Below are 25,105 nucleotides of genomic sequence, written 5' to 3' on the forward strand. Positions count from 1 at the left end.
TCGCGACCGCGTCGGCCACCTGTCGGCCGGCTGTAGGCCGATTGTCAGTGGGTCCTGTCACGGTTACCCCATGACGCGAAAAGACAACCGCGGCGGAAACGCCGTCGAAGTCCGGGGCCTGGTCAAGCACTTCGGTGCCACCAAGGCCCTGGACGGGGTCGATCTGGAGGTACGCGAGGGCACCGTCCTCGGCGTGCTGGGCCCCAACGGCGCGGGCAAGACCACTCTGGTCCGCGCCCTGTCCACCCTCATCAGGCCCGACGCGGGCACCGCCCGCGTCGCGGGCTACGACGTACTCACCCAGCCCCGGCAGCTGCGCCGGGTCATCGGGCTGACCGGGCAGTACGCCTCGGTCGACGAGAAGCTCTCCGGCTTCGAGAACCTCTACATGATCGGGCGACTGCTCGACCTCTCCCGCAAGGACGCCCGGCGCCGCGCCGACGCCATGCTGGAGCGCTTCTCCCTCACGGAGGCGGCCAAGCGGCCCGCCATGCAGTATTCCGGCGGCATGCGCCGCCGGCTGGACCTGGCCGCGTCCATGATCGGCCAGCCGGCCGTGCTCTATCTGGACGAGCCGACCACCGGCCTCGACCCCCGCACCCGCAACGAGGTGTGGGAGGAGGTCCAGCGGATGGTCGCCGAGGGCGCCACCGTCCTGCTCACCACGCAGTACATGGAGGAGGCCGAGCAGCTCGCGCAGGAGCTGACGGTCATCGACCGCGGCCGGGTGATCGCGGGCGGCCGCGTCGACGAGCTCAAGGCGAAGGTCGGCGGCCGCACCCTGGTGATCCGGCCCGCCGACCGCGGCGAGCTGTCCCGCATGGTGGGCGCGCTGGCCCAGGCCGGGCTGGACGGCGTCAGCGGCGCGACCGCCGACGAGGCGGCGGGCACGGTCAGCGTCCCGCTGCTGAGCGACGAGCAACTGACCGCGGTGATCGGCCTGTTGACCGAGCGCGGTTTCGCCGTCGCCGACATCGGCACCCATCTGCCCAGCCTCGACGAGGTGTTCCTGGCCATCACCGGCCAGAAGGCATCCGCCCCGGCGGCACAGGGCGACGACGCAGAGGCACTTCAGGAGGTCGCCGCGTGAGCACCGCAACGGCAACGGCGGGCGCGCCGGTGAGAAAGGCCGCAGGCGAGGGCCGGATCGGCCTCCGGTCCAACCTCCGCCACATCGGCGCGCTCGCGCGCCGCAACATGCTCCAGATCAAGCAGGACCCGGAGTCGATGTTCGACGCCGTGCTCATGCCGGTCATCTTCATCCTGCTCTTCACCTACGTCTTCGGCGGCTCCATCGGCGGCAAGGGCCATGAGCGGGAGTATCTGAACTACCTGGTCCCCGGCCTGATGGCGATGATGGGGATGAACATCTCCATGGCCGTCGGCACGGGCATCAACGACGACTTCAAGAAGGGGGTGATGGACCGCTTCCGCACCATGCCGATAGCCCGGTCCTCCGTCCTCGTCGCGAAGATCGTCGTCGAGGTCGGCCGGATGCTCATCGCGACGACGATCCTGCTGGCCATGGGCTTCGCCCTGGGCCTGACCGTCAGCACCTCGGTCCTGCACCTGCTGGCCGCGGTGGCGCTGTCGATCGTCTTCGGCGCCTCCCTGATGTGGATATTCATCCTGCTGGGCCTGACCATGAAGACGCCGCAGGCCGTCCAGGGCATCGCCATGCTCGTCCTGATGCCCCTCCAGTTCGGCAGCTCCATCTTCGCGCCCACCACGAACATGCCGGGCTGGCTGGAGGGCTTCACGAAGTACAACCCGCTGTCCAACCTCGCCGACGCCGCGCGCCATCTCATCAGGGGCGGCCCGGTGGCCCACTCGGTGTGGATGGTCCTCGCCTGGTCCGTGGCCATCACGGCCGTGACCGCGCCGCTGGCCGTCGCCCGCTTCCGCAGGAAGACCTGACGGCCGGACGGGGCCACGGGGGTCGCGTCATACGAGAGCGGTGGCCTCCTCCATGGTGAGGCCGCCGCCCTCGGCGTACGCGCGCTCGTAGGCCGGGACGCCGAGCGCCGGGCGGGCCAGGGCCCGCACACGCTCCACCGTCTCGCGCTCGAAGGACGGCGGGCAGTAGTCGACGGGCCGCAGCGCCTCGGAGGCACCCAGCAGACGGGCCGCGGTGGCGGCGTGTCCCGCGCCGCCCAGTTCGGCGTAGGCCAGCGCCGCGTACTTCAGCTGGAGCGAGGCCAGTTGCGGCAGGACGAGCTGCGCCAGCGCGTCCTCGGTCATCGCGAGCCCGGTCCGCAGCCGCTCCAGCGCATCGGCGGGCTTCCCCTCCAGGATGTCGAGCCAGCCGAGCTGACCGTGCATCAGGCTCTGGAAGACCACGAGGACGCCCTTGGTGAAGTCGGCCATCAGCTCGTCGAAGATCTCCCGGGCCTCCACCGTGCGGCCGTCGCGGGCGATCCGGCTCGCGAGCTGCACCCGGGCGAAGGCGGAAGCCTCCGGGTTGGCCTTGTCGGCCTCCCTGATCGCCTGCCGGAGCATGGCCTCCCCCTCCGCGGGGCCGATGGCTCCCGTCTCCAGCAGCGCCTCGGCCAGCCGGGCGCGGAGCGCGGGCATCTCGCCCGTCGCGCCGAGCTCCAGCACTTGCTCGACGGCCTCGCCGTACGCCTGTGCCGCGAGCTCGAACTCGCCCTGCCGCTCGTACGCCTCGCCGCGCCCCGCCAGCGCCTCGGCCACGCCCCAGCCGTCCCCGATCCGGCGGAAGATCTCCAGGGCCTCCTCGGCGTCCCGCGCGCCCTGCGCCAGCCGGCCCTTGCGATCGTTGAGGATCTTGGCGCGGAGCTGGAGGGCGTGGGCGAGTTCCCAGTCGTAGCCGAGCTCGCGGCAGCGCGCCACGCCCGAGTCCACGGCCGCCTGCACGCCCTCGAAGTCGCCGGACATCAGGATCGCGAAGAACCACATGAAGCCCGGCACACGGCAGTTCTGCGGCTGCCCTTCGCCGTACGCCTCCAGCACGCCGCGCATCCGCTGCTTCATCGCGGGCGAGCCGATCACCAGCATGTTGCTCTCGACATTGGCGAGCGCGATCATCCGCACCTGGCGCCGGGCCTCGGTCAGCAGCTCCGGCGACATCGGCGGAGGCGCGTCGGTGCAGCCCACATACAGCGGAGGTGCCGGTTCCACGGGATCGGCGAAGGGGTCCGGGCCCAGCGCCGCGGCCGCCTCCGACCAGGTGCGGGCGTCACCGCGGTGGTCCCGCAGCTGCCAGAACCAGGCCAGGGAGAGCACCAGGCACAGCGCCTCCTGCTCGTCCCGCGCGGCGACGGAGCGGCGCAACGCGCTGCGCAGATTGTCGTGTTCGAGCTCCAGCCGGTCCAGCCAGACGCGCTGCGCGGGACCGCGCAGGAGCGGGTCGGCGGTGCGCGCGAGCTCGCGGTAGGCGGCCAGGTGACGGCGCTCGACGGCCGTACGCTCCCCGGCCTCGTCCAGCCGCTCGGCGGCGTACTCCCCCACCGTCTCCAGCAGGCGGTAGCGCATGTCGCCGTCGGCGGCGGGCGCGGCGACGACCAGCGACTTGTCGACCAGCGAGCCGAGGAGCGCGGCGACGTCCCGCGGGCGCACGGCGCCCTCGCCGTCCGCCTCCTCGTCCGAGCCGCAGACCTCCTCGGCCTTGCCGAGGTCGCAGCCGCCGGAGAAGACGGACAGCCTGCGCAGGACGGCCCGTTCGGGCCCGTCGAGGAGGTCCCAGGACCAGTCGACGACCGCGCGCAGGGTCTGCTGTCTGGGCAGGACCGTACGGCTGCCCGAGGTCAGCAGCCGGAAGCGGTCGTCGAGGCGGTCGGCGAGCCCGCGGGGGGTGAGCATCCGCAGCCGGGCGGCGGCCAGTTCGATGGCCAGCGGCATGCCGTCCAGCCGCCGGCAGATCTCGGCGCACGCCTCGGGGTCGTCCTCGACGCGGAAGGCCGGGTTGGCGGCGGCGCCCCGGTCGGCGAGCAGTCGCAGCGCGACGGGGTCGGGCAGCGGCTCCACCGGGCGCACCAACTCGCCTGGTACAGCGAGGGGTTCGCGGCTCGTGGCGAGCACGGTGACCTCCGGGCAGCGCGCGAGGAGGGTCTCGGCGAGGCGGGCGGCGGCGTCGACGACATGCTCGCAGTTGTCGAGTACGAGCAGCATGCGGCGCGGCGCGCAGTGCTCGGCGAGCCGGTCCAGCGGGTCGAGCGAGGCGGCCTCGGCGGCCCGCACGCCCTCGGCGGTGGTGCCGCGCACGACGGTCTCGCGCGCGCCCAGCGCGGTGAGCACGGCCTCGGGCACGGTGCCGGGGTCGTCGACGGGCGCGAGCTCGGCGAGCCACACGCCGTCCGGCCAGCCGCCGTTCCTGACGGCCGCCTCCGCGGCCTCCTGGGACAGCCGCGTCTTCCCGGCCCCGCCGGGCCCGAGCAGCGTCACCAGCCGGTGCCGCCCGAGGTCGCCGCGTATGAGCTCCAGATCCCCCTCCCGCCCGACGAAGGAGGTGAGCCGGGCCCGGAGATTGCCGTGCCGGGGCGCGTCGTACGGCGCGGGCGGGGCGTACGGACCGGAGGCCGCGCCGGGCGCGGCCGAGGGGCGCGCGGCCGCGGCGGCGGGCGGTGCGGGAGCGCCGTACGGCAGGTGCTCGCCGTACGGCAGGTGCCCGCCGTACAGCGCGGCGGCTTCGCCCGGCACGGGCCCGGCGGGCGGGGCGGGAGAGGCGTGCGCACCTGTGGTCCCACTCGGCGCGGGAGCACCACCCTGCGCGGAAGCCGCGTCCAGCGCGGGGGCCCCGTCCAACGCGGCACCGGCATGTGTCCCGGAGGCACCGCCGCCGAAGTCCGAAGGCTCACCGCCCGGCGCGGAAGCCCCGCCCGGCGCGGGACCGGCATGCGTCCCAGAGGCACCACCCCGAAGCGGCGCACCACCCCGCGCGGAAGCGCCGAGCCGCGCCCGGCCCGGGTCCTGGGGTGGCGTCCCCGACAGAAGCTCCGCGTGCAGGGCGCGCAGTTCCGGGCCCGGGTCCGCGCCCAGGCGGTCGGCTATCGCGGTGCGGACCGTCTCGTACGCCGCGAGGGCCTCCGCCGGGCGGCCCGCGGCGCGCAGGGCGCGGAGGCGGAGGGCGTGCAGCGGCTCGTCCAGGGGGTGGTCGGCGCAGAGCTCGGCGAGCTCCGGAAGGACCCGCTCCGCGCGCCCGAGGGCGACCGCCGCGGCGAGGCGGCCGCGCCGGGCGTCGAGGTGGCGGGCCTCGTAGCGGCCCGCCATGGCCGAGCGGCCGGGCAGGTCGGCGAGTACGGGGCCGCGCCAGAGGGCGAGGGCCTCGCCGAGCAGGGCGTCGGCCCGCTCGGGGGCACCGGCGGCGAGCGCGGCCGTCCCCTCGTCGGTGAGCCGCTGGAAGCGGTGGAGGTCGACGTCTTCGGGCTCGGCGCACAGGCGGTAGCCGCCGTCCACAGAGGCCACCGCGTCCGGGCCGAGCGCGCGCCGCAGCCGGCCGACGAGCGCCTGGAGCGCCCCGGCCGCGTCGGCGGGCGGCTCGCCGTCCCAGACGGCGTCGATCAGCGCCTGCGCGGTGCGGGTGCGCCCCGGGTGCAGGGCGAGCGCCGCGAGGAGCGCGCGCAGCCGAGGGCCGCCGACGCCGGTGGGGCGGCCGTCGTCGGAATGGGCCTGGGTGGTACCGAGGATGCCGTAACGCACGATCCCATTCTCCCCGGCCCGTCCACCCGGTTTTTTCACCGCCTCCGGCAGGCGTTACGCGGACGAGGCGGGAGGAAGTACGGTTCGCCCCGTACGTTCGTACACCCGGGGCATTCCCGGCAGCACAGGCCAAACCTTCAGGAGCGCACACCTATGTCGACAGCGGCCCGCGGCGAACGGCGGGTGAGCCCCGTCTTCCTCGCCCTCGTCGCCATCATGGCGGTCTCCATATGGGCGGTGTGGACGGACTTCTCGGCGAGCCCCGGCTTCGCCGTCTTCCTCTTCATCGTCTCGGGCTGGATCGTCTCGCTCTGCCTGCACGAGTACGCGCACGCGCGCTCGGCCCTCTTCGGCGGTGACATCTCGGTGGGGGCGAAGGGCTATCTGACCCTCGACCCGCTGAAGTACACGCACGCCGTGCTCAGCATCGTGCTGCCGGTGATCTTCGTGATCATGGGCGGGATCGGCCTGCCCGGCGGCGCGGTCTTCATCGAGCGGCACCGCATCCGCAGCCGCTGGAAGCAGAGCCTGGTCTCGGCCGCGGGCCCGCTGACGAACGCCCTCTTCGCGGCCGTCGTCGCCGCGCCCTTCTGGCTGGACGCCATGGACGGCGTGCCGGACCACTTCCGCTACGCCCTGGGCTTCATGGTGCTGCTCCAGGTCACCGCGGCGATCCTGAACCTCCTGCCGGTGCCGGGCCTGGACGGCTACGGCGTGATCGAGCCCTGGCTGTCCCACGGCATCCGGCGGCAGGTCGAGCCGTTCGCGCCGTTCGGCCTGCTCGCGGTCTTCGGCTTCCTGTGGATCCCCGAGGTGAACCACGCCTTCTTCGACGCGATCAACTCGCTGCTGCGCGGCCTGGGCGTGACGGAGTGGGACACCTACTGGGGAAGGCAGCTGTTCCGCTTCTGGCAGGGCACGCCCGACATCCCGCGGCTGGCCGACATCGTCATCAGCTAGCGGCCTGCTCGGCGGCGCGGTCGTTCTTCGCCTTGCGCACGTAGTACCAGGCGATGTTGGACGAGACGCCGAGCAGCAGGATCCAGACGACGCCGAGCCAGCTGCCCTGGACGAACGAGATGACGGCCGCCACCGCCGCGAGGACGCATACGGCGAGGGCGTAGAGAGCGAGGCGGGGCATGGGGGACGGCTCCTGTCCGGGGGCGCATGTGCGTACGATCCTGGCCATTGTCCCCCACGGGGCGCTGCGCTTGGCGGGTGGCGGGGGTTCGGTCGGTTGCCGGGGGCGTTGCGCCTGCGGCAACGCGGCTTCGCCGCGTTGTCCTCGAACGCCGGACGGGCTGGATACGCGGCTACGGTCCGCAGTATTCAGCCCGTCCGGCGTTTGAGGACGCGCCCGAAGGGCGCTGGGGTCCGGGGTCTCCCCGGTTTCGGGAAGGGGCGGGGCTGGGGAAAGGCCCGCCGCAGGCGCACCCCGCCCGCACCCGCACCCGCCTAAACGTCAGTCACCCGCAACCCCGCATGCGCCTTGTACCGCCGGTTCACAGAAATAAGGTTCGCGACCAGCGACTCCACCTGATGCGCGTTGCGCAGCCGCCCCGCGAAAACCCCCCGCATGCCGGGAATGCGAGCGGCCAGCGCCTGGACGACATCCGTATCGGCCCGCGCCTCACCGAGGACCATCACATCGGTATCGATCTCGGCGATCGACGGGTCGGACAGCAGCACCGCCGACAGGTGGTGGAAGGCGGCGGTCACCCGCGAGTCCGGCAGCAGGGCGGCGGCCTGCTCGGCGGCGCTGCCCTCCTCCGGCTTCAGCGCGTAGGCGCCCTTCTTGTCGAAGCCGAGCGGGTTGACACAGTCGATCACCAGCTTCCCGGCGAGCTCCTCGCGCAGCGACTCCAGGGTCTTCGCGTGCCCGTCCCACGGCACGGCGACGATCACGATGTCGCTGCGCCGCGCGCACTCGGCGTTGTCCGCGCCCTCGACGCCCAGGCCCAGCTCCTCGGCGGCGGTCCGCGCGCGCTCGGCGGCCCGCGACCCGATGATCACCCGCTGTCCGGCCTTCGCCAGCCGGTAGGCGAGCCCGCGCCCCTGGTCACCGGTGCCGCCGAGCACGCCGACCACGAGCCCGGAGACGTCGGGCAGGTCCCAGGGGTCCTTGGCGGGGGCCTTCTTCGTGTCGTCAGAAGTAGTCATGGGGCGATCCTGTCACGCAGGCCCGGAGGTATCGCCTCCGGCGTTTCCCGGCCCGTACGGGTGAGACCCCGGGTAACCCGCCCCCGGACGGCACCCCGGCACGGCACAATCCGGCCGCATGGATGCCGTACGCGTCGCGCTCCTGCGCGAAGTCCTCGCCGGAACGGAATGGCTCCAGTCCACCCGCCGCTTCGCGGCAACGCTCCGGACCTCGGTCACCCGCCACCACGGCGGCCTGCTCCTCGTCGGCACCGCGGAGTACGAGCCCTGGCACCTGGCCGCCCACCTGGACGACGAGGCCGCCTGGTCCGGCCTGCCCGAGCTGTCGCCCACCCTCGTGCGGCACCGGGTCCCGCCCGGCGGCCCCGCGCACCTGTCGGTCGGGCTCGGCCGGCTCGCGGCGGCCCGCCGGGGCGAGACGCTGCTGGTGGTGACGGCCGAGCGGCCCGGCGCGGAGCTGCTGGAGCGGGTGCACGACGTGCGCCGCGGCGGGGCGACCGTGCTGGCCCTGGACGGCACCTCCGACGGTACGGACTCCGAGCTGTGCGCCCTCGCCCACGACCGGCTGACCGTGCCCCCCTCGCCGTCCTCCACCACCACCGAGCTCGACCTCGACACCGTGCAGCACCTGGTCAGCGCCGCCGCCGGGGAGAACAGCCTGCCCGAGCAGCGCGGCCGCCGCTTCCGCGACCGGCTGGCCCGTCTCGCCGACCAGTTGACGGCCCCGCCACCGCCCCGCTGGTGACCGCCGGGTTAAATCGGTTTGCTCCGCATGGCCCCGTTACGGACCATGGTCTCCCGTGACTGCGCAAGACCCCCCTTCCGAACCATCCGTCCCTTCCGCCCCCGTGCCCGGCCGCCGCCTGCGCGCACTGCTGCCCGACCTGTCCCCCTGGCGCTCCTCCCCCGACTACCGCCGGATGTGGCTGGCCGGGCTGGTGACGGTCTTCGGCACGTTCCTGACCTTCATCGCGGTGCCCCTTCAGCTCAAGGAGCTGACCGGCTCGGCGCTCGCCGTGGGCGCGGTCGGCGCGGTCGAGCTCGTTCCCCTGATCGTCTTCGGCCTCTACGGCGGCGCGCTCGCCGACGCCATGGACCGCCGCAAGCTGATCCTGTGGACCGAGGCCGGGCTCGGGGTCCTGTCGGTGATCCTGCTGCTCAACACGCTGCTGCCGGACCCGATGATCTGGCCGCTGTATGTGGTGGCGGCGCTGACCAGCGCCCTGAGCGGGCTCCAGCGCCCCGCGATGCAGGCGATCGTGCCGCGCATCGTCGCGCACGACCAGCTGCCCGCGGCCATCGCCCTGAACTCGATGCGCTGGCAGCTCGGCGCCATCGCGGGCCCGTCCCTGGCCGGCCTGATCATCGCGTTCGCGGGGCTGCCGTGGGCGTACACGCTCGACATCGCCTCGTACGCCGTCTCCGGCCTGCTGCTCCTCGGCCTCGCCCCCTCCCCCGCCGCGCGCGAGGCGGAGAAGCCGTCGCTGCGCGGCATCCTGGAGGGCGGCCGCTACGCGTGGAGCCGCAAGGAGCTGCTCGGCACATACGCCATCGACATGGCGGCCATGCTGTTCGCCTTCCCCACCGCGATCTTCCCCTTCCTCGCGGACGACCTGGGCACGCCCTGGGCACTGGGCCTGATGTACTCCGCCGGCGCGGTCGGCTCCCTCGTCGTGAGCCTGACCAGCGGCTGGGCCTCACGGGTCCACCGGCACGGCCGGATGGTCGTCTTCGCTGCCCTCGGCTGGGGCGCCGCGATGGCCGTGGCCGGCTGGATGCACAACGTCTGGCTCGTCCTGCTCTTCCTCGCGGTCGCGGGCGGCTGCGACATGGTCAGCGGCCTCTTCCGCTCCGCGATCTGGGACCAGACGATCCCGGACGAACTCCGCGGCCGCCTGGCGGGCATAGAAATGCTCTCCTACTCCCTGGGCCCGCAGATCGGCCAGGTCCGCGCGGGCGGCATGGCTTCACTGACGAACGCGCGGACGTCTGTCTGGGCGGGAGGTGTGGCGTGCGTGGCGTCGGTGGGCTTGCTGGCTGTCGCGCTGCCGAAGCTGATGGCTTATGACGGCAGGACGGATGAGCACGCGGTGCGTTTGCGTGCGGCGAAGGCGATGGCCGAGGCGGCGTAATGGGGTGCGGGTTGTTTGTGCGCGGGGCTTGTTCCCCAGCCCCGCCCCTTCCCGAAACCGGGGAGACCCCGGACCCCAGCGCTCTGCGGAAGCGTCCTCAAACGCCGGACGGGCTGGAAGGGCTGAGCTCAGCCACATCAGCCCGTCCGGCGTTTGAGGACAACGCGCGAAGCGTGTTGCTGGGGGGTCCGGGGTCTCCCGGTTTCGGGAAGGGGCGGGGCTGGGGAACAAGCCCCGCGCACAAACAACCCGCACCCAAACCCCGGTCACTCCCCCGGCGGACGCCCGCCCTCGTCATTCCACCGCGGATCCTCCTGCCACGATTCATTGCGCTCACGCGCCGTCTCCATCGCATGGGACGCCTCCTCGCGCGACCCATAGGGACCCATCCGGTCCGCGGCCCGGCACTCCGGCCCCTCTTCCACCACGCCGTGCTTGAGGCAGTAGTACCACTCCCCCGCCTGGCCGGCCGCGCGCCGCTTGAACAGTGCCATCAGCTCTCCCAACACTCATCGTGCTCTCGCCCACATGCTCCCCGATGTGCCCTGGATACACTCGCTGACATGTCTGGCCAGTCGCTTCTCAGTCCGGGGACGCTCTCCCCCACCCGTCCCGTGCCCGCTTCGATCCCGCGGCCCGAGTACGTCGGCAAGGACATGCCGACGCCGTACGACGGCGCCGAGGTCCAGAGCGCCGAGACGATCGAGCGGATGCGGGTCGCGGGCCGCATCGCCGCGCGGGCGATGGAGGAGGCGGCCAAGCTCATCGCCCCGGGCGTGACGACGGACGAGCTGGACCGCGTCGCGCACGAGTACATGTGCGACCACGGCGCCTACCCCTCCACGCTCGGCTACCGCGGCTTCCCCAAGTCGCTGTGCGCCTCCGTGAACGAGGTGATCTGCCACGGCATCCCGGACTCGACCGTGCTGCGCGACGGCGACATCGTCAACCTCGACGTGACGGCCTTCATCGGCGGCGTGCACGGCGACAACAACGCCACCTATCTGTGCGGTGACGTGGACGAGGAGTCCCGCCTGCTGGTCGAGCGGACCCGCGAGGCGCTGAACCGCGCGATCAAGGCCGTCAAGCCCGGCCGCCGCATCAACATCATCGGCCGGGTCATCGAGTCGTACGCCAAGCGCTTCGGCTACGGCGTCGTCCGCGACTTCACCGGTCACGGCATCAACTCGTCCTTCCACTCCGGCCTGATCGTCCCGCACTACGACAGCCCGCACCACGACACCCTGATCCAGCCCGGGATGACCTTCACCATCGAGCCGATGCTGACGCTGGGGACGTACGAGTACGACATGTGGGCGGACGGCTGGACGGTCGTCACGAAGGACCGCAAGCGGACCGCGCAGTTCGAGCACACGCTGGTGGTGACGGACTCCGGGGCGGAGATTCTGACCCTGCCGTAAGGCGGCCGGGGGCGGTAAGGTTTTACCGACAGCACGTCGGGAAAATATTGACTTAGGTAAGCCTAAGTAGAGAGAATCGGTGACGCGAGCGCGCCCGCGCGCCCCGTTCCGTCGCTCCCGCCCCTCGGTCCCCGGAGGTCCGCCTTGGACGCGCCCGCCAGCACGCCGTTCTCCACGCTGATCCGCACCGCCTCGCACGAGCAGCACACGGAAGCGGAGAACTCGTCGTTCATGAGCGACATGCTCGGCGGGCGGCTCGGCGTCGCCGCCTACCGGCGCTATACGGAGCAGCTCTGGTTCGTCTACCGCGCCCTGGAATCCGCCTCGGCGGCCCTCGCGGACGACCCGGTCGCGGGCCCCTTCATACGCCCCGAGCTGACCCGCACGCCCGAGCTGGAGCGCGACCTCACCCACCTCGGCGGGCCGGGCTGGCGTACGGAGGCCACACCGCTGCCGGCGACGGCGGCCTACGCGGCGCGCGTCGAGGAGTGCGCCCGCGAGTGGCCCGCGGGCTATGTGGCCCACCACTACACCCGCTATCTGGGCGACCTCTCCGGCGGCCAGATCATCCGCGGCACCGCCGAGAAGACGTGGGGCTTCGCGCGCAAGGGCGACGGCGTCCGCTTCTATGTCTTCGAGGGCATCGGCAACCCCGCCGCGTTCAAGCGGGAGTATCGCGAACTGCTCGACGCGCTGCCGGTCGACGACCTGGAGAAGCAGCGCGTGATCGACGAGTGCAAGCGCGCTTTCGCGCTGAACACCGCGGTGTTCCTTGAGCTCGGCCAGGAATTCCCGCTGAGCGCGTAGCTTTCCCGCGGGTCTGCTGCCGGGTGCGGGGCAATCGCTCCGGGCCGGGTTCTCGGCTCAGGGCCGTGCCACCCGGCCCCGCGGGGACCTGAGGCAGAACGTGGTGAGCGTGGCGCCCCGGGAGACCGCCTTCTCACGTGATGACGAGCTCGGCGAGTCCCGCGCCGTGCCGCAGCCCGACGGGGGTGAGGCACTCCGTCGGCAGTCCCTCGTGCAGCAACTGGGCGGTGCGGAGGACGGCGTGTCCGCGATAGCGGCCCTCGGTCACATGGCCGTGGAGGGTGTTGAGGCTGGCGGCTCCCGCGCGGGCCCTGAGATTCTCCGTGTAGGCGATCACGGACGTGCCGCCGTCGGCATAGCGGATGACTTCGCTGAACGGCGAGCCGTTCACTTGCAGGCAGGAGGCGGACAGGGTGCCGTTGAAGCTGCCGGCGGCCCGGCCGTCCGCGCAGGTGTAGGACTCGGTTGTCGAGATTCTCGCCGGCCGGGTCGCGAGCGTCAGACCCGGCGTCCATGAGGTCCGGTACTGGCCCAGGCACACGAATGGTTGCCGCTCTCCGTAGCCGTGGGCCTGGGCGACAGGCGCGTTTCCCGCCAGGGCCACCAGCGTCAGAACCGCCGCCGCGGCACCGGCCCCCACACGCCGCCGACTTCGCATGTTCCCCTCCTCCGACCTCACGCCCCGAGTGACGACACGGTGGTCCCTCTACCCGGGACGTGCCGGGCGACTCGCACCGTTCAGGGCCCTCGGAAGCACGTGCTGACGCGTGCACCAGGGTGCGCGCCCCTGCGCTCAAGCCGTTCCGCGCCGCACCGTCACGGTTCCTGCCCCGTAGGAGGAGTCCGTGGACAGCCACACGGAACCCGGCTCGCCGCGTCCGAAGGGGGAAAGGTCCACCGGCGCGTGGGCGTGGTGCACGAAGCGGACGCCGACCTGACTCACCAGGGGGCACGCCTCCAGCACGGCCGTCGCCGACAGATACGCGGAGTGCTGGGAGGAACGGCTGCGTTGATCGGCGGCCGCGCCGAGGAAGGCGCCGAGCACCTCAGCACGCAACGCGTCGTAGTCATCGGGTGGTTCGCCGCACTCCCACCGGAGTTCGCCGGACAGGTGCAGCACCCGGTCCTCGGCGGCCACCTGGTGCGGCAGGGTGTACTCGTCGACGAGAAAGTCCGTGAAACTCGATCCCGTCGTCACCGCCCGGTGCAGACCGCTCGCCCCGCTCGCCACCGTGACGGGCCGGCCGCGCTGGGCCCTCGCCTCTGTCAGCCAGAGGTCCGACGGGCCGGCGGTAAAGGTGTGGCGGCTGCCGGACACGCGGGCCCACGGGCACTCGGTCACGGCGACCTGTGCGACGTGCGCGGCCGGGCAGGCGAGCAGCAGGCGTTCCGCGACGGCCGCGGCGATCCGCTCGATGCAGGATCCCAAGTGATCGTGGACGAGGGCGGCGGCCGTGTTGGTCATGCTGCGGGTCGGCAACACAGCCGAGTTGTCCCCCTCGGCGAACGCGGCGGAGAAGTCGCCCTCGAGCGTCATGGACAGCCGGAGATCCCGGGCGTCATGGGCGGACGAGCCGGGGCGGACGCCCAGCAGCCGCAGCTCCTCCCGTCCGTACGACATGGCCACCATCTCGTGCGTCCGGCGCATACAGCCCCCCCTGCCCGCGTTCACGGCCCCGTACACGGGCAGAGTACGACGGGCGCCCGGGGGAGGGAGGCCGTAGACATGTCCAACTGATGGGCGTACCGGTTCAGTTCGACTCCTGGGGCTTCCGCCGGCTCGACGTGGCCGAGCGCCTTCGCGCGACTGCCTGTCTCCGGGGTGGACGTCATCACGACGCTGCGCCGCGCTCTCGGCCAGAGAGGTCAGAACGCGGTGAGCGCGTCACCCCGGACGGCGGAGACGAATGAGGACCAGGCACCGGCCGGGAGCAGGAGCGCGGGGTTCTGCGGGGTCTTGCTGTCACGGACGGGGACGACGCCGGATGCCGCGAACGCGGGGGCCCATTCGACGCAGGTTCCGCCGTTCCCGTCGCTGTAGCTGGACCGCACCCATATCGCACGGGTGAGGTCGAGGGTGGTGCTCATTTCTGTACGCCTCCATGACATGCCGGACAAGGGAGAGAGAGTCATCGAGTGACAGGGCATTCGCGCGCAACCGCTCAAAGGTCGCGCGCGCTTCGGCGACCGCTTCCGATCGGTCATGCACTTGCCCCTGCACGTAGCTCTCCGCATACAGGACTTCGGGCCCGTCCTGCTGCCTGAGCAAGATAAACGGCGTTCCCCGTGGAGGGACTCCTCCGAAGGGGAGCACCTGAACCGTGATGCGGGGATGCCCGGACACCGCCACCAAGTGCCGGAGTTGCCTCAGCATCACATCAGCACCACCCAGACCGGACCACAGCGCAGCCTCTTGCAGGATGACCCAGAAGGAAGGGGGCTTGGGCCGCTCGAATACTTCCCGGCGCCGCATGCGGTCCTCTACGCGCTGCATGATCTGTAGGGTCGCGTCCTCTGGGCGGGCCGCCCGATAGACGACTTCGGCGTACTCGGGGGTCTGCAAGATGCCTGGCACCAGGACAGGCGAGTAGTCACAGACGTCCGCCGCCTCACGCTCCAACTGGAGATACGGGATCATCCACGCCGGATTGCCCGCGTCCGCCGCTCGCTGACGCATTCTGGTGTAGACCCCAGGCGTGCCGAAGACCTTGTCGCACTGCTCGGCGAACTGGGCGCTGGCCAGTTGCTGGCCCGTCTCGACCTTGCTGACGTAAGGCTGTTGGCAGCACAGCTTGTCGGCGAGCATGGCTTGCGACCACCCACGCGCCTCACGGGCGTACTTGATCTCCACACCGAACGTCCGGACCGGCGACTCCGACGGGCCCGACTCATCGCTCATGTGTTCAACTCCCCATATTCCAGCCTGCTTTGGAATGGCTGGAGCCCTGGTCAGCGTAGCGGCAGCCGGTGGAATCTGAGCCTCAAGCTTGATGCCCGCTCCCCATGAGCGGAACACACGGAGGCTCGAACAGATGACGGAGACGACGGGCGCGGCACTGTGGACCGGCTACCGGTCCGGCGCGCTGGTGGTGGACAAGACCACCGGGCGGTTGGGTGTGTCCCACGCGTTCGACGGCGAGACATACACGCTCGCGGGGGTGGGGAGCACGGAGCGCTGGACGGCACCGGCAGCGTCCGTCCGCCTGGCGACGGACGAGGAACGCCGAGTCCTCGGACTCGGGCCTTGGGGCGTGGGCTGATACCGAGACCCTTGGGCGGGCTGCCCGCCCACTGCCCACCCGGACGGGACCTGCCACCTCACCCGGGGCACGTGGTCCGCCGTCATCGAGCAGGCCCGACCGCCCCGCCCACACGCTTCTCCCCAAAAGGCATGTGGGCGAGGCACTGGACGTCAGCCCTGCTGGCCGGCCTTGCGGCGGCGCGCCGCGTAGACCGCGCCGCCACCGACGGCGATCAGCGCGGCCGCGCCACCGAGGAGCGGGCCGGTGGGCGTGTTGGCGCCGGTGGAAGCGAGCGCGCCGGAGGCGGTGGTGTCCGTCGCCGTGGCCGTGCCACCGGTGGAGGCGGTGCCGCCCGTGGTGGTGGAGGTGTTGGTGGCGGTCGCGCCGGTGTTGCCGGTGGTGTCGGTGGACTTGTCGGAGCCGGTGTCCGACGGCATGTCAGGGAGCTTCGCACCATTGACCGTCGCGACGTTGGCCGTCAGCGGGTCCAGGGCGTCGCCCTCCTTGACGATATCTCTGCTCCCGTACTTGAACGCCTTCCCCGCGCCCTTCGCCAGCTTCGCCGGAAGCTTCGAAAGCCCCAACACGCCGTCCTTGAGCTCAAGGGGATCCACGACCGTCAGTTCCGCGAGCGTGGCCTTGTCAGCGAGGACAGTGTCGCTGTCGGACGTGACCTTGGCGCTGACCGTGCCGGTCTTGCCGGTCACGTTGAGCTTGAAATCGGTAAACTGGAGGTCCAGTTTGCTCCCGTGGCCGGTGAAGCGGACCGCGCCCTTGAACGTGACATCGAGCGTCGAGTCCTTGGCGACATACTTCCCTTCACCCTTGGTGAATCGGTAGCCCCCCTTGAAGCGCTCCGCGCCACCGGAGACCGTGGCCTTGCCGTTCGAATCGTCGACGTACTTACGAAGGGTCTCCGACAGCCCCCAGTCGAGGTTGCCGTCGACGACCTTGGTTTCGGCCTTCTGGCTATCCTCCTTGTTCGCGTCGCCGGAATCCTTGCCGTTCTGGCCGCCGTTGGCCCCGCCCGTGTTTCCGTTGTTCTTGCCTTCGTTGCCCTGGTTCCCGGCGTTGTTTCCCTTGTCCGTCGGCTCGCCCGTGACCGCCTTCGCACCCGAGAAGGCGATCGGGTCGATCTCCTCCTCCGCCTTGTAGGGCTCTTCCTTCTTGCCGTCCTCACCCTCGTGCGTGAACGCCTCCGCACCCGCCTTCGTCAGCTTCGCGGCTATCTTCTCGAAGCTGTACGGAGCATCCGCGACGCCATGCTCGACGTAATCCAGAGTGGCGATCTGGACCTTCTTCGTCTCTTTGCCGTCCTTCGTCACAGTGGCCTTGATCGAGCCCTTCCCCTGCGACTTGGGCGCGGTGACGACCTCCAGATCGGAAAGCTTCAGGTCGAACTTGTAGCTCTTGTCCGCCTTCTGGTGCCCCTGGAACTGCACGCTGCCCTTGAAAGTGGCGCTGATCGCCTGGGTCGACGTGTCGTAACTGGCCTTGTCCTCGGTGAAGGTGAATTCGCCGTTGTCCTTGGCCTGCTGGACGCCGGTCGGGGTGATCAGCCCATTCGTCTTGATGTCCTCACGGAGCGACTTCTTCACACCCCACGTGAGCTTGCCTTCCGTGAGCTGCGTCGGCGCATCGGCCTTCGGCTGAGCATGCGGCGCCTCCGCGGCGTACGCGGGCGCGGTCAGCACGGTCGCCCCGAGGGCGGTCGCCGTGGCCAGTGCCGCGAGGGCGGCACGGCGTGCGGTGACGGTCATGTTCGGCTCTCCTGGGAAAACTTGAGGCAGCTGGGATCAGTGTTCGATGCCCCATGACATCAGGTCACCGGGGACCGGGGAAGTGCCGGGTCGGCCGAGCCGCATGAGGGTGCGTCACGGACGACACCGGGCACCCCGGTCATTTCCCCGAAACGGAATCAGATACCCGCGTTGCGGACGCCGCCCAGCCCCTGCGTACCACCGGGAACACGGGCACCCCGGCACCCAAGCGGAAGCAATCGCGCCACCCCACCCCACCCAGTTGCAGATTAGGTAAGGCTAACCTAAGTTAATTCCCATCACGCCGGAGTCCCCGGCCGGAGCGAAAGGTGGAACCGTGCTTCAACGGCAGTCGACGGGCCCCTCGATACGTACCCCACGCCGCGCGGGCGCACCCGTCGCCCTGCTCGCCGTCCTCGCCGCGCTCATCGGCCTCGTCGGCTGCTCCTCCAAGGACAGCGGCGGCGACGGCGCGAGACCGGCCCGGAGCGCGGCCGCCGAGAGCACCGGCATCGAGCCGCTCGCGAGCGCGCACCGGGCCCAACTCCCCGTCACCGTACGGTCCGCCGACGGCCACGACGTGACCGTGCGCGCCACGGACCGGATCGTGCCGCTCACCGGAGGGCTCGCCGAGACCGTCTTCACGCTCGGCCTCGGCGACCGCGTCGTCGCCCGTGATGTCACCGCCACGTTCGACCAGGCCAAGAAGCTTCCCGTCGTCACCCGCGGACACGACGTCTCCGCGGAGAGCGTCCTCTCGCTCAAGCCCACCCTCGTCCTCGCCGAGACCACCACCGGGCCCGCCGAGGCCGTCGGCCGGATCCGGGACGCCGGGGTTCCCGTCGTCGTGCTCGACCCCGCGAAGAAGCTGTCCGACGTCGGGCCGCGCATCGGCAAGGTCGCCGAGGCGCTCGGCGTCCGGACCGCCGGTGACGAGCTGCGCCAGCGCACCGAGCAGCGCCTCGACGCCGCGCGGAAGGGCATCCCGCACGACGCGAAGAAGCCCCGCGTCGCCTTCCTCTATCTGCGTGGCTCGGCGTCCGTCTACATGCTCGGCGGCCCGGGCTCCGGTGCCGACTCGCTCATCGAGGCGGCGGGCGGGGCGGACGCGGGCGTGGAGTCGGGGCTGAAGCGGGACTTCACGCCCGTCACCAGCGAGGCCCTGGCCAAGGCCGCGCCCGACGTCCTGCTCGTCATGGACAAGGGCCTCCAGTCGGTCGGCGGCGTGGACGGCCTCCTCAAGATCCCGGGCGTGGCCCAGACCCCCGCCGGGATGGACCGCCGCGTCGCCTCGGCCGACGACGGCACCCTGCTGAGCTTCGGCCCCCGCACCGACACCGTGCTCACCTCCCTGATCGAGCAGTTCCATCCGAAGAAGTCCTGACGTGACCCTCCTGGCCAAACCGCCGGAGCCGACGGCCACGGCCGAGGACGCCCCGCGCCGCCGCACCGGCACGCTCCTCACGCTCGGCATGGCCGGGGCGCTCCTCGGCCTCTGCCTCCTCTCCGCGGGTCTCGGCGCGTACGACATCGCCGTCGGCGACGTGCTCCGCTCGCTGCTCCACCGCGTGGGCCTCGGCGGGCACCCGCTGGACCGGGTCGGCGAGAGCGTGCTGTGGAACGTCCGGCTGCCGCGCGTGGCCCTCGCGCTCCTCGTCGGGGCGTCGCTGGGGTGCGCGGGGGCGCTGATGCAGGGCGTGTTCGGCAATCCGCTCGCCGAGCCCGGCGTCATCGGCGTCTCCTCGGGCGCGGCCGTCGGCGCGGTCGCCTCGATCGCGCTCGGCCTGACCTTCCTCGGCAACTGGACGGTCACGGCCTGCGCGTTCGCGGGCGGGCTGGTGACGGTGCTGGCGGTGTACGCGCTGTCGCGGTCCGGCGGGCGTACGGAAGTGGTCACCCTCATCCTCACCGGCATCGCGGTGAACGCCTTCGCGGGTGCCCTCATCGGCCTGTGCGTCTTCCTCGCGGACAGCGCTCAGGTCACCCAGATCACCTTCTGGCAGCTGGGCTCGCTCGCCCAGGCGACGTGGCCGAAGGTGCTCGCCGTGCTGCCGTGCGCGCTGGCCGGGCTGGCCGTCGCGCCCTGGTACGCGCGGAAGCTGGACCTCCTCGCGCTCGGGGAGCGGCCCGCGCGGCACCTCGGCGTGGACGTCGAGCGGCTGCGCCTCGTGCTGGTGCTGGTGGTGGCGCTGTTGACGGCGGCGGCGGTGGCCGTGGCGGGGATCATCACCTTCGTGGGGCTGCTGGTGCCGCACCTGCTGCGCATGGCGGCGGGCCCGGGGCACCGCTTCCTGGTCCCGGGCAGCGCGCTCGGCGGCGCGCTCGTCCTGATCGCCGCCGACCTCGCCGCCCGCACGGCGGCCCAGCCGGCGGAACTCCCCCTGGGCGTCCTGACGGCACTGCTGGGCAGCCCGTTCTTCTTCTGGCTGCTGCGGAAGGCGCGGCACGGCCAAGGAGGTCGGCCCTGATGCGTTCCCTCTTCCGGTCCCGTACGCCCCACCCCCCGCTCCCCGCCCCCATCGGGACCGTACGAGCCGAGGCGCGGGCGCTGCGGGTGCGACTCGGCGGGCGCACCGTCCTCTCCGAGGCCGAACTGGCCGTCGTCGCGGGCGAAGTGCTCGCGCTCGTCGGGCCGAACGGCGCCGGGAAGTCCACCCTGCTCGCCGCGCTCGCCCACGACCTGCCCGCCGAGTCGGGCGAGGTCCGGATCGACGGGCGGCCCGCCGGCGCCTGGACGCCCGCCGACCTCGCGCTGCGCCGGGCCGTGCTGCCGCAGTCGGCGGAGCTGTCGTTCCCCTTCCCGGTCGGGGACGTCGTACGGATGGGGCGGGCGCCCTGGGCCGGGACCCACGCGGAGGACGAGGACGAGGAGGCCGTACGGAGCGCCATGGCCGCCACGGAGGTGACCGGCTTCGCCGCCCGGCCCTTCGCCGCGCTGTCCGGCGGGGAGCGGGCCCGGGTCTCCTTCGCCCGCGTCCTCGCGCAGCGCGCCCCGCTGCTGCTGCTCGACGAGCCGACCGCCGCGCTGGACCTGCGCCACCAGGAACTGGTGCTGCGGGTGTGCCGGGAGCGGGCCGCGGCGGGTGACGCGGTGGTGGTCGTCCTGCACGACCTGGGCCTCGCCGGGGCGTACGCGGATCGGGTGGCCGTGCTGCACCAGGGCCGGATCGCGGCCGAGGGTCCGCCGGCCGCGGTCTTCGACGCGGCATCGCTGAGCCGGGTCTACGCGCAGCCGGTGGAGGTCATCGCTCATCCGCGCACCGGCGAACCTCTGGTGGTCCCGCGACGGGAGGGCGGCAGTTGCCCCGTGAGAGCAGAATCACGCGCCGATCGGGGAACAGGATAGGCAAGCCTCAGATAAGTTAGGGCGGCCTAAATAGGCCACGCTGATTCGGCCATCTCGTCCGAGTTCAGCTCCATCCTCCTTGAGCACGCCTGGAGCCCCGTATGCGAGTCCTCCGCACCTCCGCCGTCACCGCCGTCGCGGCGGCAGCGGCCCTGACCGCCGTGTCCGGTTGTGCCGAGAAGTCGGACGGCAAGGGCTCCGACGCCGTCAACGTCACGGCGTCCGACGACAAGTGCGAGGTCTCCACAACGACCTTCCCGGCCGGGCACGTCAAGATCAATGTCCAGAACAAGGGCTCGAAGGTCACCGAGGTCTACGTCTACGCCCCGGACGACCGGATCGTCACCGAGCGCGAGAACATAGGCCCCGGCACCAAGGCGGAGATCACCGCCACCATCAAGGCCGGTGCGTACGAGATCGCCTGCAAGCCCGGCATGAAGGGCGACGGCATCCGTCAGAAGATCACCGTGACCGGCGGCGGCGCGGCGAAGAAGAGCGACCCGGAGCTGGACAAGGCGGTCGCGGAGTACCGCAAGTACGCGCAGGAGCAGGCCGACGAGACGATCCCCGCGGCCCAGAAGTTCGCGGACGCGGTCAAGAGCGGCGACCTGGACGAGGCGAAGAAGACCTACGCCCTCTCCCGCGTCGGCTGGGAGCGGACCGAGCCGGTCGCGGAGTCCTTCGGTGACATCGACCCGAAGGTGGACGTCCGCGAGGACGGCCTGGAGAAGGACCAGAAGTGGACCGGCTGGCACCGGCTGGAGAAGTCGCTCTGGGACGACAAGAAGATCACGGACGACGACAAAAAGCTCGCCGACCAGCTGATGACCGACCTCAAGGACTGGCAGAAGCGCGTCGGCACCGCCGAGATCACCCCGACCAGCATGGCCAACGGCGCCAAGGAACTCCTCGACGAGGTCTACCGGAACAAGATCACCGGTGAGGAGGAGCGCTACAGCCACACCGACCTCGTCGACTTCGAGGGCAACGTGGACGGCGCCGAGAAGGCGTACGGGCTGCTGAAGCCGGTCGCCGCCAAGCACGACCCCGAGCTCACCAAGGAACTGGACAAGCAGTTCGCCGCGGTGAAGAAGGCGCTCGACGACTACCGCGAGGGCGACGGCTTCAAGGCGTACGACACCGTCGGCAAGGACGACCGCAAGAAGCTGTCCGACGCCGTCAACGCCCTCTCCGAGCCGCTGTCCAAGCTCGCCGCGGCCGTCGCGAAGTAATGCGGGGGACGACCTTTCATGACTGACGAAAAGAAGAAGGAAGAAGTGACGGCCGACAAGTCCGCCGCGCCCTCCCGCCGTTCCGTGCTGGGCTGGGGCGGTGCCGGGCTCGCGCTGGGCGCGGCCGCCGCCGGCGGGACCGTCGCCGCGCTGCGCGTCGGCGACGACACCTCGCCCGCCGCCTCCGGGGGCGACGCGGTGGAGTTCTACGGCGACCACCAGGCCGGCATCTCCACCCCCGTGCAGGACCGCCTGCACTTCGCGTCCTTCGACGTGACCACCACCGACCGCGCCGCGCTGGTGAAGCTGCTCCAGGAGTGGACGGCCGCCGCCGCGCGGATGACGGCCGGGCACGAGGTCGGCGAGGGCGCGATCAGCGAGAACGAGGAGCTGCCGCCGGACGACACGGGCGAGGCCCTCGGCCTCAAGCCCTCCCGGCTGACGCTGACCTTCGGCGTCGGTCCCGGCCTCTTCGAGAAGGACGGCAAGGACCGCTTCGGGCTCAGGTCCCGCCGCCCGAAGGCCCTGATCGACCTGCCGGCCTTCCCCGGCGACAACCTCGACGCGGCCCGCAGCGGCGGCGACCTGTGCGTCCAGGCGTGCGCCGACGACCCCCAGGTCGCCGTGCACGCGATCCGCAACCTCGCCCGGATCGGCATGGGCCGGGTCGCGATCCGCTGGTCGCAGCTGGGCTTCGGCAAGACGTCCTCCACAACGCCCGACGCCCAGACCCCGCGCAACATGCTGGGCTTCAAGGACGGCACCCGGAACATCGCCGGGACCGAGACCGACCGCCTCGGCAAGTACGTCTGGGTCGGCGAGAAGGACGGCCCCGACTGGATGGTCGGCGGCTCCTACCTCGTCGCCCGCCGCATCCGCATGCACATCGAGACCTGGGACCGCACCTCGCTCAAGGAGCAGGAGGACGTCTTCGGCCGCGACAAGGCCGAGGGCGCCCCGCAGGGCAAGCAGCGCGAGCACGACGAGCCCGACCTCAGGGCGATGAAGGACACCGCGCACGTGCGGCTGGCCCACCCGGACAGCAACAACGGCGTGACGATCCTGCGCCGCGGCTACTCCTTCACCGACGGCACGGACGGCCTGGGCCGTCTGGACGCCGGCCTGTTCTTCATCGCGTACCAGAAGGACGTACGCGACGGCTTCGTGCCGCTCCAGACGCGGCTCGCGGCCAAGGACGCCCTCAACGAGTACATCCAGCACGTGGGTTCGGCGGTCTTCGCCGTCCCGCCCGGCGTCCGCGGCAAGGACGACTGGTGGGGCAAGGCGCTCTTCGCGTGAACGGCGGCCTGTTGACGGATCTCTCGAAGGAAGGGGAAGCCGCGTGTTCGGCAACTACCTGATCGGTCTGCGCGAGGGCCTGGAGGCCAGCCTGGTCGTCTGCATCCTCGTCGCCTATCTGGTCAAGACCGGGCGCAAGGACGCGCTGCGGCCGATCTGGCTCGGCATCGCCGTGGCCGTGCTGCTGAGCATGGGCTTCGGCGCGCTGCTCCAGTTCGGCTCGCAGAGCATGACCTTCAAGGCCCAGGAGATGCTCGGCGGTTCGCTGTCGGTCGTCGCGGTGGGCCTGGTGACGTGGATGGTCTTCTGGATGCGGCGCACCGCGCGGCACCTGAAGAAGGAGCTGCACGGCAAGCTCGACGCGGCGCTCGCGATGGGCACCACCGCGCTGGTCGTCACCGCCTTCCTCGCGGTGGGCCGGGAGGGCCTGGAGACCGCGCTGTTCATCTGGACGGCCGTGCAGGCGACGGACGACGGCGTACGGCCGCTGGTCGGCGCGCTGCTGGGCCTGCTGACGGCCGTGGTGCTGGGCTGGCTGTTCTACCGCGGCGCGCTGAAGATCAACCTCGCGAAGTTCTTCACCTGGACCGGCGCCATGCTGATCGTGGTGGCGGCGGGCGTGCTCGCGTACGGCTTCCACGACCTCCAGGAGGCCGACGCGCTGCCGGGGCTGGGCAGCAAGGCGTTCGACATCAGCGAGCAGATCCCGGCCGACAGCTGGTACGGCACCCTGCTCAAGGGCGTCTTCAACTTCCAGCCGGACCCGACCTGGCTCCAGGTCGCGGTGTGGGCGCTGTATCTGATACCCACCCTCCTCGTCTTCTTCGCCCCGGGTAGGGTGGCGCCGTCCCGAGCCGCCACCAAGGAGTCGACGTCCCATGAGACCCCGGCCGTCCCGCCGATCGCCGATAGCCCCGGCGGTGCTGACCGTGTCGGCGCTGCTGCTGACGGCGACCGGGTGCGTGACGGTGCACGGCGAGCGGGAGATCATCCCGGCGGTGGACAGGGCTGAGGCCCCCAAGGTCCTCCAGCGCTTCACGGAGGGCTACAACGAGGCGTACCGCAAGCTCGACCCGGGTGTCATAGCCCGGGTCGAGAGCGGTCCGCTCGCCGAGATCGGCAACGCCGACATGACGACGCAGAGCGCGCTGACGCCGGGCGGCAACCCCGGCTATCCGCCCCTCGTCCTCGACGACGCCCGCTTCACGATCCCCAAGCAGGCCGGCTGGCCGAAGTTCTTCCTCGCCGACACCCGCAGCAACCGCGACGGCAACCGCTGGTTCGTGGTCTTCCTGCGCGACGGCGTCAAGGAGCCCTGGCGGGCCGCCTATCTGTCGATCCTCAGCCCCGACAAGGTGCCGTCCTTCGCGACCGACAAGGACGGTTACGCCGAGGCCGTGCCGGCCGCCAAGGGCAAGGACCCGGGCCTGGCCGTCGCGCCGGACGCGGTGAGCGCCGCGTACACCGGCTTCCTGCGGACCGGCAGCGGCCGGACGTTCGCGCCGGGGCCGCGCACGACCGGTCTGCGCGAGGACCGCGACAAGATCAGGCGGACGCCCACGTTCTGGACGGAGTTCATCGACACTCCGGAGGCCGCCGACGGATTCCCCGCACCGGCCCTGCGCACATCCGACGGGGGCGCGCTCGCCTTCTTCACCGCGCATCACCGTGAACGGCGCACGATGGCCCAGGGCCTGCGGCCCGCGATCACCGATCCGCGGATGAAGGCTCTGCTGCGGGGTGATCTTCAGCGGTCCGTGACGTATACGAAGGTGTCGGAGTCGGCGGTGCGGATTCCGAAGTCTTCGGGGGCGGTGGTGTTCTTGAACCGGATCGAGAGCGTGACGGGTGTGAAGGGCGAGTAGTCCAGGTGCGTGGCGCCTGCGGCGGGCTTTTCCCCGGCCCCGCCCCTTCCCGAAACTGGGGGCAGGCCCCCGGACCCCCCGACAACACGGCTTCGCCGCGTTGTCCTCGAACGCCGGACGGGCTGGTTACGGCTGAGCTCAGTCATGACCAGCCCGTCCGGCGTTTGAAGAAGCCGCCCGCCA

General features: G+C 71.5%; 24 protein-coding genes. 15 read left to right on the plus strand and 9 right to left on the minus strand.

The window, feature by feature from the left end; all coding sequences use genetic code 11:
* The first annotated feature begins 70 nt into the window (after nucleotides 1-70).
* Nucleotides 71-1,090, plus strand: coding sequence for an ATP-binding cassette domain-containing protein (locus tag ACH427_RS01890; protein ID WP_398867366.1), 1,020 nt, complete (start codon nucleotides 71-73; stop codon nucleotides 1,088-1,090).
* Nucleotides 1,087-1,917: an ABC transporter permease gene (locus ACH427_RS01895; protein ID WP_398867367.1), complete on the plus strand. Its 831-nt coding sequence runs from the start codon at nucleotides 1,087-1,089 to the stop codon at nucleotides 1,915-1,917. The genes ACH427_RS01890 and ACH427_RS01895 overlap by 4 nt, the downstream gene beginning before the upstream one ends.
* Nucleotides 1,918-1,944: 27 nt before the next feature.
* On the opposite strand, the gene ACH427_RS01900 is transcribed toward ACH427_RS01895, so the two are convergent.
* The gene (locus tag ACH427_RS01900) at nucleotides 1,945-5,658 is read right to left on the minus strand and encodes an AfsR/SARP family transcriptional regulator (RefSeq protein WP_398867368.1); all 3,714 of its coding nucleotides are present in this window, start codon (nucleotides 5,656-5,658) and stop codon (nucleotides 1,945-1,947) included.
* A gap of 153 nt (nucleotides 5,659-5,811) precedes the next feature.
* Between ACH427_RS01900 and ACH427_RS01905 the strand changes: the two genes are divergently transcribed.
* Nucleotides 5,812-6,618 (plus strand): site-2 protease family protein, encoded by an 807-nt coding sequence (locus ACH427_RS01905; protein ID WP_398867369.1) that lies wholly within the window; start codon nucleotides 5,812-5,814, stop codon nucleotides 6,616-6,618.
* Here the strand turns inward: ACH427_RS01905 and ACH427_RS01910 are convergent.
* Both ACH427_RS01910 and npdG read right to left on the minus strand, forming a co-directional pair.
* A complete protein-coding gene (locus tag ACH427_RS01910) occupies nucleotides 6,611-6,799 on the minus strand; it encodes a hypothetical protein (protein ID WP_398867370.1) in 189 nt (62 codons plus the stop codon). The genes ACH427_RS01905 and ACH427_RS01910 overlap by 8 nt on opposite strands.
* 314 nt (nucleotides 6,800-7,113) lie before the next feature.
* Complete coding sequence (gene npdG / locus ACH427_RS01915; RefSeq protein WP_398867371.1) at nucleotides 7,114-7,818, minus strand: NADPH-dependent F420 reductase; 705 nt, start codon at nucleotides 7,816-7,818, stop codon at nucleotides 7,114-7,116.
* A 118-nt stretch (nucleotides 7,819-7,936) separates the two neighbouring features.
* Here npdG and ACH427_RS01920 point away from each other — a divergent pair, with 118 nt between their 5' ends.
* Entirely contained in the window at nucleotides 7,937-8,563 is a 627-nt protein-coding gene (locus ACH427_RS01920) for a hypothetical protein (RefSeq protein WP_398867372.1), read from the plus strand.
* A gap of 55 nt (nucleotides 8,564-8,618) precedes the next feature.
* Nucleotides 8,619-9,950, plus strand: coding sequence for an MFS transporter (locus tag ACH427_RS01925; RefSeq protein WP_398867373.1), 1,332 nt, complete (start codon nucleotides 8,619-8,621; stop codon nucleotides 9,948-9,950).
* 266 nt (nucleotides 9,951-10,216) lie between these two features.
* Here ACH427_RS01925 and ACH427_RS01930 read toward each other — a convergent pair whose 3' ends face one another.
* Nucleotides 10,217-10,444, minus strand: a complete 228-nt coding sequence (locus ACH427_RS01930) for a hypothetical protein (RefSeq protein WP_398867374.1) — start codon at nucleotides 10,442-10,444, stop codon at nucleotides 10,217-10,219.
* 69 nt (nucleotides 10,445-10,513) lie between these two features.
* Here ACH427_RS01930 and map point away from each other — a divergent pair, with 69 nt between their 5' ends.
* Both map and ACH427_RS01940 read left to right on the plus strand, forming a co-directional pair.
* Complete coding sequence (gene map, locus ACH427_RS01935) at nucleotides 10,514-11,371, plus strand: type I methionyl aminopeptidase (RefSeq protein ID WP_398867375.1); 858 nt, start codon at nucleotides 10,514-10,516, stop codon at nucleotides 11,369-11,371.
* 144 nt (nucleotides 11,372-11,515) lie between these two features.
* The gene (locus ACH427_RS01940) at nucleotides 11,516-12,178 is read left to right on the plus strand and encodes a heme oxygenase (biliverdin-producing) (RefSeq protein ID WP_398867376.1); all 663 of its coding nucleotides are present in this window, start codon (nucleotides 11,516-11,518) and stop codon (nucleotides 12,176-12,178) included.
* A 133-nt stretch (nucleotides 12,179-12,311) separates the two neighbouring features.
* On the opposite strand, the gene ACH427_RS01945 is transcribed toward ACH427_RS01940, so the two are convergent.
* The 4 genes from ACH427_RS01945 to ACH427_RS01960 all read right to left on the minus strand — a co-directional run bounded on the left by ACH427_RS01945 (nucleotide 12,312) and on the right by ACH427_RS01960 (nucleotide 15,077).
* Nucleotides 12,312-12,836, minus strand: a complete 525-nt coding sequence (locus tag ACH427_RS01945) for a hypothetical protein (RefSeq protein WP_398867377.1) — start codon at nucleotides 12,834-12,836, stop codon at nucleotides 12,312-12,314.
* A gap of 135 nt (nucleotides 12,837-12,971) precedes the next feature.
* Complete coding sequence (locus ACH427_RS01950) at nucleotides 12,972-13,826, minus strand: hypothetical protein (RefSeq protein ID WP_398867378.1); 855 nt, start codon at nucleotides 13,824-13,826, stop codon at nucleotides 12,972-12,974.
* 218 nt (nucleotides 13,827-14,044) lie between these two features.
* On the minus strand, nucleotides 14,045-14,230 hold the full coding sequence (locus tag ACH427_RS01955) for a DUF397 domain-containing protein (protein ID WP_398867379.1): 186 nt from the start codon (nucleotides 14,228-14,230) through the stop codon (nucleotides 14,045-14,047).
* On the minus strand, nucleotides 14,142-15,077 hold the full coding sequence (locus ACH427_RS01960; protein WP_398867380.1) for a Scr1 family TA system antitoxin-like transcriptional regulator: 936 nt from the start codon (nucleotides 15,075-15,077) through the stop codon (nucleotides 14,142-14,144). The genes ACH427_RS01955 and ACH427_RS01960 overlap by 89 nt, the downstream gene beginning before the upstream one ends.
* A gap of 133 nt (nucleotides 15,078-15,210) precedes the next feature.
* Between ACH427_RS01960 and ACH427_RS01965 the strand changes: the two genes are divergently transcribed.
* Nucleotides 15,211-15,438, plus strand: coding sequence for a hypothetical protein (locus tag ACH427_RS01965; RefSeq protein WP_398867381.1), 228 nt, complete (start codon nucleotides 15,211-15,213; stop codon nucleotides 15,436-15,438).
* Between the two features lie 152 nt (nucleotides 15,439-15,590).
* Here ACH427_RS01965 and ACH427_RS01970 read toward each other — a convergent pair whose 3' ends face one another.
* Complete coding sequence (locus tag ACH427_RS01970) at nucleotides 15,591-17,180, minus strand: HtaA domain-containing protein (protein ID WP_398867382.1); 1,590 nt, start codon at nucleotides 17,178-17,180, stop codon at nucleotides 15,591-15,593.
* Between the two features lie 337 nt (nucleotides 17,181-17,517).
* Here ACH427_RS01970 and ACH427_RS01975 point away from each other — a divergent pair, with 337 nt between their 5' ends.
* The 7 genes from ACH427_RS01975 to ACH427_RS02005 all read left to right on the plus strand — a co-directional run bounded on the left by ACH427_RS01975 (nucleotide 17,518) and on the right by ACH427_RS02005 (nucleotide 24,922).
* Nucleotides 17,518-18,564, plus strand: a complete 1,047-nt coding sequence (locus ACH427_RS01975) for a hemin ABC transporter substrate-binding protein (protein WP_398867383.1) — start codon at nucleotides 17,518-17,520, stop codon at nucleotides 18,562-18,564.
* A gap of 10 nt (nucleotides 18,565-18,574) precedes the next feature.
* A complete protein-coding gene (locus tag ACH427_RS01980; RefSeq protein WP_398867498.1) occupies nucleotides 18,575-19,648 on the plus strand; it encodes a FecCD family ABC transporter permease in 1,074 nt (357 codons plus the stop codon).
* The gene (locus tag ACH427_RS01985; protein WP_398867384.1) at nucleotides 19,648-20,526 is read left to right on the plus strand and encodes a heme ABC transporter ATP-binding protein; all 879 of its coding nucleotides are present in this window, start codon (nucleotides 19,648-19,650) and stop codon (nucleotides 20,524-20,526) included. The genes ACH427_RS01980 and ACH427_RS01985 overlap by 1 nt, the downstream gene beginning before the upstream one ends.
* A gap of 101 nt (nucleotides 20,527-20,627) precedes the next feature.
* Nucleotides 20,628-21,758: an iron uptake system protein EfeO gene (gene efeO / locus ACH427_RS01990; RefSeq protein ID WP_398867385.1), complete on the plus strand. Its 1,131-nt coding sequence runs from the start codon at nucleotides 20,628-20,630 to the stop codon at nucleotides 21,756-21,758.
* An 18-nt stretch (nucleotides 21,759-21,776) separates the two neighbouring features.
* On the plus strand, nucleotides 21,777-23,057 hold the full coding sequence (gene efeB, locus ACH427_RS01995; RefSeq protein ID WP_398867386.1) for an iron uptake transporter deferrochelatase/peroxidase subunit: 1,281 nt from the start codon (nucleotides 21,777-21,779) through the stop codon (nucleotides 23,055-23,057).
* 43 nt (nucleotides 23,058-23,100) lie between these two features.
* Complete coding sequence (efeU, locus tag ACH427_RS02000) at nucleotides 23,101-24,069, plus strand: iron uptake transporter permease EfeU (RefSeq protein WP_398867387.1); 969 nt, start codon at nucleotides 23,101-23,103, stop codon at nucleotides 24,067-24,069.
* Nucleotides 24,056-24,922 carry a hypothetical protein gene (locus ACH427_RS02005; RefSeq protein ID WP_398867499.1) on the plus strand — a complete coding sequence of 289 codons (867 nt, stop codon included), beginning with the start codon at nucleotides 24,056-24,058 and terminating at the stop codon, nucleotides 24,920-24,922. Before efeU ends, ACH427_RS02005 begins: the two co-directional genes overlap by 14 nt.
* Nucleotides 24,923-25,105 lie beyond the last annotated feature (183 nt).

The organism is Streptomyces sp. NPDC020379 (assembly GCF_044387105.1).
GTDB lineage: Bacteria > Actinomycetota > Actinomycetes > Streptomycetales > Streptomycetaceae > Streptomyces.

Coding starts and splice junctions, on each gene's coding strand:
- ACH427_RS01890 (WP_398867366.1), top strand. CDS start 71: ATGACGCGAAAAGACAACCGCGGCGGAAACGCCGTCGAAGTCCGGGGC.
- ACH427_RS01905 (WP_398867369.1), top strand. CDS start 5,812: ATGTCGACAGCGGCCCGCGGCGAACGGCGGGTGAGCCCCGTCTTCCTC.
- ACH427_RS01910 (WP_398867370.1), bottom strand. CDS start 6,799: ATGCCCCGCCTCGCTCTCTACGCCCTCGCCGTATGCGTCCTCGCGGCG.
- npdG (WP_398867371.1), bottom strand. CDS start 7,818: ATGACTACTTCTGACGACACGAAGAAGGCCCCCGCCAAGGACCCCTGG.
- ACH427_RS01920 (WP_398867372.1), top strand. CDS start 7,937: ATGGATGCCGTACGCGTCGCGCTCCTGCGCGAAGTCCTCGCCGGAACG.
- ACH427_RS01930 (WP_398867374.1), bottom strand. CDS start 10,444: ATGGCACTGTTCAAGCGGCGCGCGGCCGGCCAGGCGGGGGAGTGGTAC.
- map (WP_398867375.1), top strand. CDS start 10,514: ATGTCTGGCCAGTCGCTTCTCAGTCCGGGGACGCTCTCCCCCACCCGT.
- ACH427_RS01945 (WP_398867377.1), bottom strand. CDS start 12,836: ATGCGAAGTCGGCGGCGTGTGGGGGCCGGTGCCGCGGCGGCGGTTCTG.
- ACH427_RS01950 (WP_398867378.1), bottom strand. CDS start 13,826: ATGCGCCGGACGCACGAGATGGTGGCCATGTCGTACGGACGGGAGGAG.
- ACH427_RS01960 (WP_398867380.1), bottom strand. CDS start 15,077: ATGAGCGATGAGTCGGGCCCGTCGGAGTCGCCGGTCCGGACGTTCGGT.
- ACH427_RS01965 (WP_398867381.1), top strand. CDS start 15,211: ATGACGGAGACGACGGGCGCGGCACTGTGGACCGGCTACCGGTCCGGC.
- ACH427_RS01970 (WP_398867382.1), bottom strand. CDS start 17,180: ATGACCGTCACCGCACGCCGTGCCGCCCTCGCGGCACTGGCCACGGCG.
- ACH427_RS01985 (WP_398867384.1), top strand. CDS start 19,648: ATGCGTTCCCTCTTCCGGTCCCGTACGCCCCACCCCCCGCTCCCCGCC.
- efeO (WP_398867385.1), top strand. CDS start 20,628: ATGCGAGTCCTCCGCACCTCCGCCGTCACCGCCGTCGCGGCGGCAGCG.
- efeB (WP_398867386.1), top strand. CDS start 21,777: ATGACTGACGAAAAGAAGAAGGAAGAAGTGACGGCCGACAAGTCCGCC.